Origin of the sequence: Streptomyces sp. ISL-1 (assembly GCF_018614585.1) — a bacterium.
In the GTDB taxonomy this organism is placed as follows: Bacteria; Actinomycetota; Actinomycetes; order Streptomycetales; family Streptomycetaceae; genus Streptomyces; species Streptomyces maoxianensis.
The window spans coordinates 34,690-47,451 of record NZ_JAGGOI010000040.1; the positions used below are offsets into that span (position 1 = coordinate 34,690).

The following is a 12,762-nucleotide window of genomic DNA, read 5'->3' on the forward strand; positions in this document are numbered from 1 at the left end:
TCGCTGCGGACAATGGCCGGCGGACCCGGTGAGTCACCACTCAGGCCGGCCGTCTCTGCCGTTGACCGTGGCCGACCGCTCGTTCTGGCACGGATCTGGTACGCGACCACTTGCCCCCAGACGGCGGCGCAGCGTCCCGCCTCTGCGTCGACTGTCTGCCTGCCGTACGCGTTCACGTAGGCCTGGCGCTGTCCAAGGCTGTTGGCGTCAGGTTGAGCGGTAGAGATGCCCCTCGACCCGAACTACTGCAGGGACGGTCGCTGGGGACTGCGGGCTCGGTCATCAATGGCTTTGGGGCTGCCGACGGTTGGTACCGGTCACCATGATTGCCGTGCTTCGCTGCTGTACGGATCAACTCGAGCAGCCTCGGCTGCTGGCACGGAGGGCCTGACCTCAGCAGCCAGTGGGTGAGCGTTGTTGACTTATCGTCACAGGAATTTCACCCTCCGAGGTCTACTCGCATAGACCATCCCGGGCCAGGATGAGCGCGCCCCGCCCCTCAACCTGTTCGGGAGTCGATACATCATGCGAATAACCGCCCGCCGCAGCGTAGTTGCCGCCCTGGTGGCCGCCGCCACCGCCGTCCTCACCTTCTTCGGCACCACCCCGGCGCAGGCCGCTCTGCCCACCCCGGTCAGCGCCAGCACCGCCCGCTCCTACCTCGCCTCGATGCCCGCCACGACCGAGCACTCCAGAACCGGCTACAGTCGCGACCTGTTCCCCCACTGGATCACCATCAGCGGCGCCTGCAACACCCGCGAGACGGTCCTCAAGCGCGACGGCTCCGGCGTCGTCACCGACTCCTCCTGCGCGGCCACCAGCGGCAGCTGGTACTCCCCCTACGACGGCGCCACCTGGTACGCCGCCTCCGACGTGGACATCGACCACCTCATCCCCCTCGCCGAGGCATGGGACTCCGGCGCCTACAACTGGACCACGTCCAAGCGGCAGGCCCTGGCCAACGACCTCACCCGCCCCCAGCTGCTCGCCGTCACCGACAACGTCAACCAGTCCAAGGGTGACCAGGACCCCGGCACCTGGTGGCCCTCCCGCACCGCCTACAAGTGCACCTACGCCCGCGCCTGGGTCCAGGTGAAGTACTACTACGGCCTCTCGGTCGACTCCGCCGAGAAGAGCTCCCTGTCCTCGGTCCTAAACGGCTGCTGACAGACCCGACTTCTCGTCACGGGCAGCACTACGTCCGTCCCGTTGGAGGCATCCGGCGGGACGGACCACTGGGGCGCCGACCGGCCGTGGCGACTGCGGAGCGCATGGGAGGGCCGGCCCAATGCAGGATCGACATCGAGCGGTGCATGCGATGCGCGAGGCAGCCTGTGATCCGCTCCGAGCGCTTGGAGCGTCCATGAAGCCATGAGCTTGGGAATCACTGATCATTTGGCGGCCTGGCCTGCCTGACCTGGGCGTACGTCCGCCATCCAGGCGTCAGGGTTTGTGGATAGAGACCCGCTGTTGACCGTGGTTTGCCGCTTGTTCTGGTGCCCATCTGGTGCGCACCGGGTCGGCTCACGGGGGTCGGCAGCCGACCGTGTGCGTGAGCGACGGCTTCGCTACGCAGCTCGTTCCTGGTGCGGGAGCCGAGTCCGTACGGCGGTGAACCTCCTCGGACGCGGGTGCATGAGAAGGAAACTGAGACGGCGGCCGCCGAAGTCTCAGCAGCACTCGCGGGCCCGTCATGGCATGTTGGGCGGCATGAACGAGGCGATAGACCCGCGCAACCCGGCGGGCATCCGCGTGGGAGACATCTACGAGGACTGCTCCTTCCACCCGGTCCTCTGCACAGAGATCGACGATGATGGCGGGGTGGTGCTCAGTGGTATCTCGCTCATCGACGGCAGCTTCCCCCGCTCGTGCGACGGCCACTACTGCTGGCCAATCCGCATTCCGGTCGAGGAAGTCATGACCATCAAATGCGATTTGGAGGGCTACGCCCGCCGGCGGAAGGCCGAGCTGGACGCAGCCGACAGCATCTGATCCGTAGCGGTGCAGCCGCGTCACCTCCCGCCACAGCTGCGGCGTCGGCCGCGGCGTCCCGTCGAAGACCGGGGCGAGTCGTAGCGTCGCAGCTCGCGCAGGATCGACGAGGAGAAGGGTGAGCCATACTGCGCTCGGCGGCCTGGTGGGCCTGGACTGAACGACGTCGTTCCTCGTCGGAGCCGTGCTTGCGCCGACCGACCCAGTGTTCGCCTCGGCGATCGTGGGCCGCAACGAGGCCCCGACCCAACTGGGCGAGCTGCCCAACGTCGGGAGCGGGATCAACGAAAGCCTCGCCCTGCCGGTGGTCACTGCTTTCCGGCGTCGGACCAGGTCGAGAGGAGCCTGGAGAGGGCTGTCAGCGCTTGTGCGGCCTCGTTTTCGTCACCCCGGGCTTCTGGGGCGAGTTCGACATGGATGAATGTCGTGTTGTGGCGCTTCGCCGCCTTCCCCTGGACGTTCGTGGCTCCTTCCAGGGGGCACCGGTCGGACCATCCCCTGCAGACGCGGAGCTCGCCGCCTTCCATGAAGTCGGCCAGCATCGCGGCCTCTTCGGGTGCGGTCTGTGCGGCGCCGGTGGAGAGTATGGCGTCGTAAGGGCGGTCTGACGCTCTCGCGAAGCCGTGCAGCTGCAATCCCGGAACGCCGCGCTTCTGCAGTTCCGAGACGATGGCGTGAAAGGCGCTGTCGGTGCGGTGTGCGACGTCTGCCGCGTCTCCCCGGCCGGAGGTGCGGTGAGCTCCGGCCAGGACGAGCGCGCCACCCGGCGTGTTCTCCAGGAGCCGGGCTCCGAGGATTTCGGTGCCGCGGTCGGCGACCGGGTGCGGCACCTGCACGTTCCAGCGGACGCCGGCGTCGGCATTGACGTACAGCCGCCCCCACCGCGCCTTGGTTCCCGGTTCCCGGGCGGCGACCTCGTCGTAGCGTCGGCCAGACGCGGTGTCCGTGAGCCTGGTCACCTCGAAGCCGACGGTGGCGAGGAGCTGTTCGGCCTCTTCGAGGTCGCCGTCCAGGAGATGACCGACGCCGCGGGCGAGGCGTTCCCGTTGGGTGTCACTTGGGGGCGTGTAGGGCGCCCGAACTTCGGCCTGCTTGGCGTATTCGAGGACCCGGTCGTCGAGGTCCACGAGCTCGCGGGCCTGCGGACGCTCTGCCTCCACGTCGCCGCGCGATGTCGCCTGGCAGCCGAGGAGCGCCAGCGCGAAGCCAAGGATGGCGAGAACGCGAAGAGAACGTGATGATCTCGTGATGCCCTGCGAGCAGTCGATCTTGGCAGACGTGTGAAGATCGGCCGGTGACATTTTGTGATTCTCTCCGTAGGGGTCGTGCGCTGGCAGGGGTGGCGGTCCTCGCCGTACTCGCCGTCGGCTGTGCGTCGACCCCTTCGGGGTCGCAGAGCAAGCCAGGTGGGCGCGTGTTCACCGTCGCCGCCGCGGGAGATGTTCTCATCCATCCCGAGCTGGTGGAGCAGGCCGCCAAGGACGCGAAGAGCTCCGACAAGGGGAGCGCCGGGCTGGACTTCGGCCCGCTGCTCGCTGGCGTACAACCGGTGATCAGCAAGGCCGACCTGGCCATTTGTCACATGGAGACTCCCGTAGGCAAGCCCCGGGGCCCCTTCGAGGGATACCCGGAGTTCCTGGTGCCGCCGCAGATCCTCACGGCTTTGAAGGACGTGGGATACGACACCTGCTCGACCGCCTCGAACCACACCTACGACCACGGCCTGAAGGCCGTCCGCCGCACCCTGGACACCATGGACCGGGTGGGGCTCGGCCACAGCGGCTCGGCGCGCACCCCCGAGGAAGCGGATGAGATCAACATCCGCAGCGTCAACGGCGTCAAGGTTGCGCACCTGTCCTACTCGTGGGAGTCGTTCCTCAACCCGACGCCAGAGAAGGAACGCTGGGCGTTCAACCGGATCGGCACGGACGAGATCAAGAAGGCCGAGGCCCGGGCCCGGAAGCAGGGTGCCGAGGTGGTGATCCTCTCGGTCCACTGGGGCCTGGAGCACTACAACGAGCCGAGCGTCCCCCAGCTGCAGCTCGCCGAGCGGATCACCAAGGAGACCGGGATCGATCTCGTGATCGGGCACCACGCGCACGTGGTGCAGCCGATCCAGAAGCTGAACGGCACCTGGGTCGCCTACAGCCTGGGCAACCAGGTGGCCCGGCACTCGTCGCCCACGGGACTCACCGAGGAGGGGGCGATCGGCTGGTTCGAGTTCCGGGAGACGGACTCCGGATGGGACGTCGCCGCCCGCTACCGCACCACGCTGGTGGACATCCCGCCCGAGGTCGAGCCGGGTGAAAAGCTCCCCGAAGGCGCCGTTGAAGCTCACCGGCTCGTCGATGTCAGGCAGATGCTCGACGACCCGGGTGACGTGTCCGCGGACCGGCTCGCCCGTTACCGCCTCGCCGCGGACCGGACGCGTGGCTTCCTCTACAACCGGGGAGCTCCGGGAGGCGACGGTTTGACCGAGCTCTCCCTCAAGGACTGAGCCGTAACACAGCCCGTTCCGTGTGCCCCTCGTGGCGGCGCCCCGGGCCCGCGTCAGCAGCGGTCTCGTGCCCGCGGCGATAGAAGTCAGGAAAGACCACCAGTGACATCGAGTAATGCCGCGCACTCCGTGCGAGGAGGGCGGCGACGGAGCCGCCGGCGCGCGGACATGCCGCTCCTCGGCGGCATCCGTCCGCCGATAGCGGTGCTGTGCGTGCTGATCCTCACCCTGGCCGGCCTGACGGCGAAGGTGCTCGGCCCCACCAAGGACATGGTCGCGCCGAAGGCGGTGCTGTCCTCGCAGCAGCACTTCGCGGAGGACGGCGCCATCGCTCTGCGCGCCTCGATCGACGAACGGGTCACGGACCTGGAGCGCACCGCCACGGCGCTGAGCGCGGGTCGCCCGGTGAAGCCCGAACGCATCCTGTCGGACCTGGGCCGGACCTACCAGAAGTGGACCGGCACCAGCGTGCTGGACCTGGAGAGCGGAGATGTGCTGGCCGAGCGGGGAGAGTCGATCCCTCTCGTCTGGCTGGACAGGGACGTCCTCACCGGTGAGCGGGCTCTGACACCCCGGATGGTGCGGCTGGAGACCGGGGACGTGCGCCTTATGACCACAGCGGTCCTGGACTGGAAGGACCGGCCGCAGCAGCTTCTGATCGCGTCGAGCAGTCTGTCGGTGCCCGCCATCAACCTCGGCCCGTTCCGCACCATGGCGGTGGTGGCCGAGGACGGCGAGGTCCTCGGCACGGCCGGCTTCGAGCAGGCCGAAGCGCTCAACTCCGACCAGGAGCGCCAGGAGCTCGCCTTCCTCCAGAAGCAGATGAGCCTGCTGTCCGACCAGGCGGCGGCGCGGAGCGAGCAGCATCCCGTCCGTGCCAAAGAGCCTGGCTCGCGGGGCTACCCCGGCGTCAGCGGCACTCTTGTCGGCGGGGAGTACAACGGCCGCGTGGCCACCGCCGGGTACGCCTCACTCGCCTCCTCGAACCCCGAAGAAAAGCAGAGCGTGGCCGCCGGTCTCGGACTGACGGTCGTGGCCCTGCTGCCCGTGGTGCAACAGCAGACAGGTGAGCAGAACCGTGAGCTGTACGGTCTGGCGGCGGCCGGCGTCCTCGTCGTGCTCGGGCTGCTGGCGGTGGGCGTGCTCTGGGCGACCGTGCAGCGGCCTCTGCTGCGACTGTTCCTGGAGTCGCGCCGGCTCGCCCGGGGCGATCTGATTCGACCTGTCACAGTGCCCCGTTGGGGAGAAGCCGCCCGCATCGGCTCCGCCCTGGAGCGCCTGCGCCGACAGCTGGGCGGTGACGGTGACGGCTCCGACACCGCCCTCCGCAAAGGGATCCGGGTCGGAGGGCGCGGACCGCTCGCGCTGACGGCCGCGCTGCTGCTCTTGTGGTGCGTGCCTGTCGGTCTGCTGCTGAATCGAACGGACGGGTCCGTCAGCGTGCCGACCACCATGGTCAACGACCAGCGGGACCGTACGGATCTGATCGCCGACCGGCTCCGCAGGGCGCTCAACGAGGCGCAGACGGACCTCGTCTCCACCTCCCGTCTGATCGGTGCGGACGACCGCGAGGACACGACGCGCCTGCTCCAGGACGCCCTGGGCAGACACACCCGCTACCAGGCCCTGTACGTCGTGGACGCCGACGGCGAGGTCCGTGCCCGTGCGGGCGCGGAGCCTCATGCCTGGAGCCGCGGCAAGGAGCTGCCTCTGGTCCGGGTGTCCGGCAAGGGCGGCAACGAGCCGGTGATCCAGGCCGGAGCTCCGGTACCGGAGCGCAAGGGCAGCACCCTGGTCGGCGAGATCCGGGTGGAGTTTCTCAACTCGCTTCTGGCCCGGCCCGGCCTCGGGGAGGTCCGTGTGGTGGACTCCGCCGGCCTGACGATCGCCGCCAGCGACGGATTCCTTGCGTTCGAGAAGCTGCCGCCGAATGCCCTGACCGACCTCGTCCGGGCGGCCGGCGTCCGAGTCGGTGCGGGCCCGGTCGAGAACGGCCTGCTCATCCGGGAGGGGGACGGTGTCACCGTCGCCGCGGCGGCCCCGTTCTCCGGTGGCGGCGTCACGGCCGACATCGGCTGGACAGTCGTCAGCTGGCAGGATGCCGAGCGCTTCCAGATCGCCCCGTACGAGCGCGAGGACCGCAGCGTGCTCGCCGGGATGCTCGGACTGGCCGCGATCATCTTCTGCCTCGGCTGGATCTACTTGGTCGTCGTACGACCGCTGCGAGCACTTGCCGCCGGTGCCGAGAAGCTCGCGGACGGCGACCTCAAGACCGTGCTGTATCCCCGTTACCAGGACGAGGTGGGCGCCGTCGTCCGAAGCCTCGAACTCCTGCGCCAGCAGGCGCAGGCCCACAGACACAACCAGGCACGCCGGCCCGCGGAGCCACGGCCCAGCGTCGGCGGAAGGTGACAGGACGTGCTCTACCTCTACTTCGTCCTGCTGACCGGCGGGGTGTTCCTGCTGATCGCGGGCATCGTCGAACAGCGCAGGCACTACGCCGCCCTGCACACCATCCCCACCCGGGTGCTCGTCAACGGCATCCGGGGCAAGTCCTCCATCACCCGGCTGTGCGCGGGAGCCCTGCGCGGCGGAGGTCTCGTCACCGTCGCGAAGACGACGGGGACGGCCGCGCGCTTCATCCACCCCGACGCGACCGAGGAACCGGTCTACCGCAAGTTCGGCATCGCGAACGTGGTGGAACAGATCGGCATCGTGCGCCGGGCCGCCACGTACCGGCCCCATGCCCTCGTCATCGAATGCATGGCCGTCATGCCCGCTCTGCAGGAGGTGAACCAGAGCAAGCTGATCCGTTCCACCATCGGCGTCCTGTGCAACGTCCGCGAGGACCACCTCGCCGAGATGGGCCCCACCCTGGACGACGTGGCCCGGTCCCTGTGCCGCTCGATGCCGGAGAACGGCATCTGCGTGACCGCGGAGAAGGAGCGGTTCCACATCCTTCAGGAGGAGGCGGACGCCCGTAACTGCCGGCTCGTCTATGCCGACCCCGAGTCGGTCACCGACGCAGAGCTGCGGGGCTTCAGCTGGTTCACCTTCAAGGAGAACGTCGCGATCGCCCTGGCCGTCGCGGAGCTCCTCGGCGTCGAGCGGCAGGTCGCCCTGCAGGGCATGTACGACGCGCCCCCGGACCCGGGTGTCCTGTCCGTGGAACGCTATGTGACAGCCGAGAACAAGCACCTCGCCTTCGCCAACGTCTTCGCGGCGAACGACCCCGAGTCGACGCTGATGAACGTCAACCAGCTACTCGACCTGGGGGCCATCAACCGCCCGCTGAACGTCGTGATCAACTGCCGGCCCGACCGCGTCGAACGCAATGGGCAGATGGGCGAGATCATCCCCGAGCTGCAACCGGACAACATCTTCGTCATCGGACACCCCTCGAAGAGCGCTATCGACGCCATCCCCGCCCCATGGCGGGACAGAGCGATCGACCTGGGCGGCGATCGGCGCCCCGCCGAGGAGTTCATGCCGGCCCTGCTCGGCCGGATGCCCGACGGTTCCTCGCTCGTCGCCATCGGCAACATCCACGGCCAGGGCGAGGAGCTGCTGGAGTACCTCGCCGGACGCCCGGCGGACGACAGCGGTTCCGAAACCGGTCCGGACGCGGCGTTCGATGCCGCCGCACAGCCCGCTCGCCTGGACCCCTACGCCCCGTATCCCCTGGCCTACGAGGAGCGGTACCAGGCCGCCCAGACCCAGGAGATTCCCCTGGTGCGGATCCCGGCCCAGGCGGTCGGCGCGCATCCCGAGCCGGGGCCGCTCTCTGTGCAGCACGGGTCTGAAAACGGGTGGAGCCGGCCCGGGACCAAGGATGCCTACTGATCGTTCCAGCCTCATGCCTCTGAGGACGACCGACAGCCTCCGCACCTGACCCCGACGGCCGCACGGCCGTCGGCCGTTGCCGACCGTTCCGCCTCACCACCCGTACACGCGCCCGGAGCCCCCGTTGACCACCGCCACCCTGACCCCCGAGATGGCCGCCCTGGGCATCGCCATAGGTCTGTTCTTCTCCCTGCTGTGCTACCTCACCACCAACCTCTCCCCCGGGGGAATGATCACACCGGGCTGGCTCGCCCTGACCCTCATCGAGGACCTGCAGCGGGCGGCCATGGTCGTGGGCGTCACCGCCCTGACCTACGCGGGCACCAAGGTCATGCAGCGGCTGTTGATCCTGTACGGCAAGAGGCTGTTCGCCGCGGTGGTCCTCTTGGGCGTGCTGCTGCAGGCCACGGTGATGATCGTCCTGTCCCTCGAGTTCCCACTCCTGTACGGCAACCAGACCCTCGGCTTCATCGTCCCCGGCCTCATCGCCTACCAGCTGGTCCGCCAGCCCAAGGGGCCCACCCTGCTGGCGACGGCCTCCGTCTCCCTCATGGCCTACATCGTCGTCGCCGCCGGCCTGCTGCTCGGCGTCATGCCCGCCGCCTGAAAATCGAGGAACAACCATGGCAGGGAAGAAGAAATCGCGCCCGCTCCTCTCGGGCCTCGTGGTCCTCGGGCTCGTCGCGGCCTCGGGGTACCTCACCCTGGAACTGCGCAAGCACGAGGAACAGGGCGTCACCGAGGTGCGGAACGTCGGCGTGCTCAACGGGACCCGGGGACAGGCCGGCACGCCCGAGGACACGACCGGGGAACGGTGGTCCCGGCTGGAGAGCCCGGCACGCAGCGTGCTCCGCGGCGCCGACGGCCAGGTCAAGGCGGTCCTGACCGACGGAGTGCGAATGGCGAAACTGACAGGCCCGGCACGGACCTTCGCCGAGCCGACTTCCACGGCGTCCAAGGTCTCCACGACGGACTGGGTACGGCTCATGCCGGAACCCTGGTCCCAGGGCGCGGAGAAGCAGAAGTGGTTCAAGGACTGGTACGCGCAGTACGCGGGCAGCGAGGAGGACGACGTCTTCGCCTTCGCCTTCCAGTACTTGGCGGGGGCACCGCAGCGCAAGGACGGGCAAGGCGTCGTCTTCGCGGGCGACGCGAACTTCGGCCCGCTGAACACCTCCGGGGCCGAGGGCGGCGACCTGCGCCTTGAGCAGTCCGACTTCTACGACTACCTCGGCACCCGGTACCCCTACCGGGACGGTGCCGTAGGCACGCCGGAGGCCATGCGCGCCCGGTCCCTGGACTGTTCGGGCTTCATCCGTATGGTGCTGGGCTACCGCGCGCGCTACCCCCTGATGTCGTCGGACGCGTCCGGCGACGGCCTGCCGCGCACGGCCAACGGCATGGCGCGCTCCCGGCAGGGCGTGGACGTCCTGCCGCTGACCGGCATCTCGGCACAGGACCGCCCCTCCGCCATCGACCAACTGCAGCCGGGCGATCTCGTCTTCTTCAAGCTCGACACCCGCACCGGGCAACGGCTGGACCACGTGGGCATGGTCCTCGGCCACGACACCGAAGGCCACCTGATCTTCATCTCCAGCCGCGAAGAGGTCAACGGACCCACCATCGGCGACATCGGCGGAGTCTCCCGGCTCGACGGTAACGGCTACTACGCCAAAACCCTGCGCAGCGCGAAGCGCCTGTGAGGCAACGCTGTCGGAGGCTCGGCTCCCCTCGCAGCAGTGGCGACTACGGGCAGTGCAGAAGCATGGCTCGGTCAGTTCCATGGCTCCAGGCATCGAACCGATCCTTTGACGGTTGGGGGACCGGCTCGGTGGGGTTCGCGCTCGTCATCGACGAATACGGCTCCCTGGAGAGAACCGTCACCATCGAGGACTCCGGCGAGCCCGGAGGCGTATCCCTGACCGGCGGCGCGGAACCCTGGGGCTCGGCTCCATCTCAAAGCCGCCATCTCACACGAACTCGACCCCCTGTTGGTCAAGCTGGGCTTGCCTACGGGCCTCAACTACTGGATTCGCGTTCGCCGCACCCGTGATCATCGTGGGGTTCCTGCACATGGTCGTCGGCGATTCGGCCCCCAAATCCTGGGCCATCGCCCACCCCGCGCGCTCGGCGATGCTGCTCGCCCCGCCCTTCCGTGCGGTAGCCAAGGTGGTCCGCCCCCTGCTCTGGCTGCTCAAACAAGGCCGGCCGCGACGTGAACGAAGCCGAATACGCGCTCCAGTTTCAAGAGGCCTCCGGAGCCTGGCACTTGCTCGATGGCCCGGCGTCCGGATCACACCGTGGGCGACACCCGCGCCGCGATCCTGCGAGGTACGCCAGTACCGCTCCGGCCGCTGGACAGCCTCATACCTCGATCCGGTCGGGGGCGGCGACGTGCGCCGGACACCTTCGAGACCAAATCCGATGCCGAGGTCTGGCTGTCCCAGGCTGAAGCAGACCTCACCCGCGGGGACTGGCGGGACCCGGATGCCGGGGCGGTCAACTTCAAGAAGTACGCGGTGAAGTGGGTTGCCGAGCGAGGGATCTCGCCGACTACGGATGAGCAAGAGACGGCCTGGGAATCCGTCGGTCGTGAGCTGCGGCGGATCGTTTGCCGTTGGTTGTCGTCGGCCACCCCTGAGCACCTTTCACGGCCCAAGGAGCGATCCGGGATCATCGCGTGCATGATGCAGAGCGAGCACGTCTTGAGGATGGCCGACCTTCGCCGGGCCTGTTCCGTACTCCTGGACGAGGCGGAACGCCGGTTCGGCGATCAGGTGGACCTTACCGAGGTGCCCGTGGACCTCTACTGGAATGTGGACCTTGCGGCCGCTTTCGATATGAGCAAGGTGCCGGCAGCGCAGCTTGACTGCGGACAGGTCAGTGATGACGTCGCCGAGATAGTCGCGCTCGTGCGGCGCAGCCCCGAGAACGTGACAGCGCTGTGGCACGAACTCGATCATCTCGCCGGTGTCATGCGTCTGCTCGCCCATCTCGATCTGCCGCGTTGAAGCCGGGAAGACGAACTTGAAAACCGTCGTGGCGCGAGTCACCGTGGGTTCAAATCCCACACCCACCGCCAGGTGAAACGATCCCTGACCAGGGAGACTGGGTCAGGGGTCGTTCTCTTGCCTTTCCCATGGGTGCCCGCTGTTCCTCGGTGTTCCCCGCTTGATCGAGCACGGAAGGGGCACGCCTCACTCAGCGATGGTCGGTGCCCACTCTGCCGTGAGATCCGCGCACACGATCCGCACCGTGCCGCTTGTGAGCCTCAGCTCATGGCTGCATCCGGCTTCGTGTGGCAGGACTTCGTCCAGGCGCACGGTGTTGAAGTCCGATGGTTCGACGGGGCCGCCATCGTCAGCCGTGATCTCAACGCTGCTGACACCGCTGTAGCGAATCGTGAGGACGTCGTCCTCGCACCCTGACCAGGCAAAACGGATCTCGTACTGCTCCGGTAGGTCGACAGCGGGAGGCAGCGCCTGGGGCCTCAGGTCCTTCACGCAGCGGGGCGCTGAGAAGTCGTAGTGCTCATGGTGCGAAACGAAGGCACGTGCCCCAGGAGGGAGTGTCGGCAGGATCTCGGGAAGTTTGGCGACGTAGGGGCTGGGGTCGTGCCAGTAGATTCCCTGCCCCTGCTGCTCAACGACTGCATACTTCACGTTTCCCCCTCGGCCGGTGCCCCAAGGTACTCAGGCCATGTGTCGGCCGCACGGTACATCGAGGTCGGTGGAACGGCTTTGGGCGGGAGCTGCCATGGGGCGAGAGATCATGGCCCCTTACGCCGGCCGCGAATCGGGCTGACTCCTCGCCTGCCCGCAATTGCCCGATCGGGGTCTCCCCGGCCCAGCTCCTCACCCCGGAACACGCGGATGCCGGCTACGTGGCGGCTGTCCAAGATCGCCCGCACGTTCCAGGTGTTCCATGTTCCACTCTCCGCCGAGGGCGGTCGACTCTCCCCGCCGATTGAGGTCCACAGCGATGGCTGTGGTCGTCTGCCCGTCCAGATATCGGGAGAAAATCTCGCGCACGATCTCGGCCTCTGCGGGAATGATGGCCGTGCCGCTCTTGTCGTAGCCGTACCGCCGTTTCCCGGTGTGCGGCTTGCCGTCCTGGGCGCGGTCGATCAGTGCGTCTTTGAGTCGTCGGGAGGTGTCGTCGCTGGACCTGCAAGCGTGCGTCACCTCGATGCGCAGGAAGAACCGGTCGTCGGGTCGGCAAGGTCCCGTTGGTTTGCCTGACCGTGCAGGTTGATGCTGTTGTCGTAAGCGATCTGGAGGACCGTGCGGCAGTAGGGCATCCCACCCTTCCGCTGCCGATTGCGCTGCCACGCCGAGCGGTTGTTGTCCACGAAGACCATGTGCTGATCGACCGTCACACCGAGACGCTGCGCAATGTCACGGCAGATACGCTCTTGTCGGTCGACACCG

General features: G+C 68.0%; 11 protein-coding genes and 3 pseudogenes. 10 read left to right on the plus strand and 4 right to left on the minus strand.

Features of this window, described 5'->3' with window-relative positions:
* Positions 1-525 precede the first annotated feature (525 nt).
* From J7E87_RS27570 to J7E87_RS35465, 3 genes and pseudogenes are all read left to right on the plus strand, one after another.
* The gene (locus tag J7E87_RS27570; protein WP_215097256.1) at positions 526-1,167 is read left to right on the plus strand and encodes an HNH endonuclease family protein; all 642 of its coding nucleotides are present in this window, start codon (positions 526-528) and stop codon (positions 1,165-1,167) included.
* Between the two features lie 543 nt (positions 1,168-1,710).
* Positions 1,711-1,992 (plus strand): hypothetical protein, encoded by a 282-nt coding sequence (locus J7E87_RS27575; RefSeq protein WP_251018088.1) that lies wholly within the window; start codon positions 1,711-1,713, stop codon positions 1,990-1,992.
* A 142-nt stretch (positions 1,993-2,134) separates the two neighbouring features.
* A pseudogene (locus J7E87_RS35465) lies at positions 2,135-2,302 on the plus strand (cation:proton antiporter); the annotation flags it as partial.
* On the opposite strand, the gene J7E87_RS27580 reads toward J7E87_RS35465, so the two are convergent.
* Positions 2,301-3,293: a hypothetical protein gene (locus J7E87_RS27580; protein WP_251018089.1), complete on the minus strand. Its 993-nt coding sequence runs from the start codon at positions 3,291-3,293 to the stop codon at positions 2,301-2,303. The pseudogene J7E87_RS35465 and the gene J7E87_RS27580 sit on opposite strands and share 2 nt — an antisense overlap.
* Positions 3,294-3,322: 29 nt before the next feature.
* Here J7E87_RS27580 and J7E87_RS27585 point away from each other — a divergent pair, with 29 nt between their 5' ends.
* The 7 genes and pseudogenes from J7E87_RS27585 to J7E87_RS36590 form a co-directional block, all read left to right on the plus strand.
* Positions 3,323-4,489 carry a CapA family protein gene (locus J7E87_RS27585; RefSeq protein WP_251018109.1) on the plus strand — a complete coding sequence of 389 codons (1,167 nt, stop codon included), beginning with the start codon at positions 3,323-3,325 and terminating at the stop codon, positions 4,487-4,489.
* A gap of 168 nt (positions 4,490-4,657) precedes the next feature.
* A complete protein-coding gene (locus tag J7E87_RS27590; RefSeq protein WP_215097377.1) occupies positions 4,658-6,901 on the plus strand; it encodes a cache and HAMP domain-containing protein in 2,244 nt (747 codons plus the stop codon).
* A gap of 6 nt (positions 6,902-6,907) precedes the next feature.
* Positions 6,908-8,332 (plus strand): poly-gamma-glutamate synthase PgsB, encoded by a 1,425-nt coding sequence (gene pgsB / locus J7E87_RS27595; protein WP_215097259.1) that lies wholly within the window; start codon positions 6,908-6,910, stop codon positions 8,330-8,332.
* Between the two features lie 124 nt (positions 8,333-8,456).
* Complete coding sequence (locus tag J7E87_RS27600; protein ID WP_215097260.1) at positions 8,457-8,939, plus strand: poly-gamma-glutamate biosynthesis protein PgsC/CapC; 483 nt, start codon at positions 8,457-8,459, stop codon at positions 8,937-8,939.
* Between the two features lie 16 nt (positions 8,940-8,955).
* Complete coding sequence (locus J7E87_RS27605; RefSeq protein ID WP_215097261.1) at positions 8,956-10,035, plus strand: C40 family peptidase; 1,080 nt, start codon at positions 8,956-8,958, stop codon at positions 10,033-10,035.
* Between the two features lie 232 nt (positions 10,036-10,267).
* Positions 10,268-10,534 (plus strand): annotated as a pseudogene (locus J7E87_RS27610) (CNNM domain-containing protein); the annotation flags it as partial.
* Positions 10,535-10,624: 90 nt separating this feature from the next.
* Positions 10,625-10,896: pseudogene (locus J7E87_RS36590) on the plus strand (hypothetical protein); the annotation flags it as partial.
* 633 nt (positions 10,897-11,529) lie between these two features.
* Here J7E87_RS36590 and J7E87_RS27625 read toward each other — a convergent pair.
* From J7E87_RS27625 to J7E87_RS35475, 3 genes are all read right to left on the minus strand, one after another.
* Positions 11,530-11,994, minus strand: a complete 465-nt coding sequence (locus J7E87_RS27625) for a hypothetical protein (RefSeq protein WP_215097262.1) — start codon at positions 11,992-11,994, stop codon at positions 11,530-11,532.
* A 192-nt stretch (positions 11,995-12,186) separates the two neighbouring features.
* A complete protein-coding gene (locus J7E87_RS36250; RefSeq protein WP_308313095.1) occupies positions 12,187-12,516 on the minus strand; it encodes a recombinase family protein in 330 nt (109 codons plus the stop codon).
* The gene (locus tag J7E87_RS35475) at positions 12,513-12,710 is read right to left on the minus strand and encodes a hypothetical protein (protein WP_374195237.1); all 198 of its coding nucleotides are present in this window, start codon (positions 12,708-12,710) and stop codon (positions 12,513-12,515) included. Before J7E87_RS35475 ends, J7E87_RS36250 begins: the two co-directional genes overlap by 4 nt.
* Between the last annotated feature and the right edge of the window lie 52 nt (positions 12,711-12,762).

Bases quoted from the DNA above. Each gene is read 5' to 3' on its own strand.
- J7E87_RS27570 (WP_215097256.1), top strand. From the start codon at position 526: ATGCGAATAACCGCCCGCCGCAGCGTAGTTGCCGCCCTGGTGGCCGCC.
- J7E87_RS27575 (WP_251018088.1), top strand. From the start codon at position 1,711: ATGAACGAGGCGATAGACCCGCGCAACCCGGCGGGCATCCGCGTGGGA.
- J7E87_RS27580 (WP_251018089.1), bottom strand. From the start codon at position 3,293: ATGTCACCGGCCGATCTTCACACGTCTGCCAAGATCGACTGCTCGCAG.
- J7E87_RS27590 (WP_215097377.1), top strand. From the start codon at position 4,658: ATGCCGCTCCTCGGCGGCATCCGTCCGCCGATAGCGGTGCTGTGCGTG.
- J7E87_RS27605 (WP_215097261.1), top strand. From the start codon at position 8,956: ATGGCAGGGAAGAAGAAATCGCGCCCGCTCCTCTCGGGCCTCGTGGTC.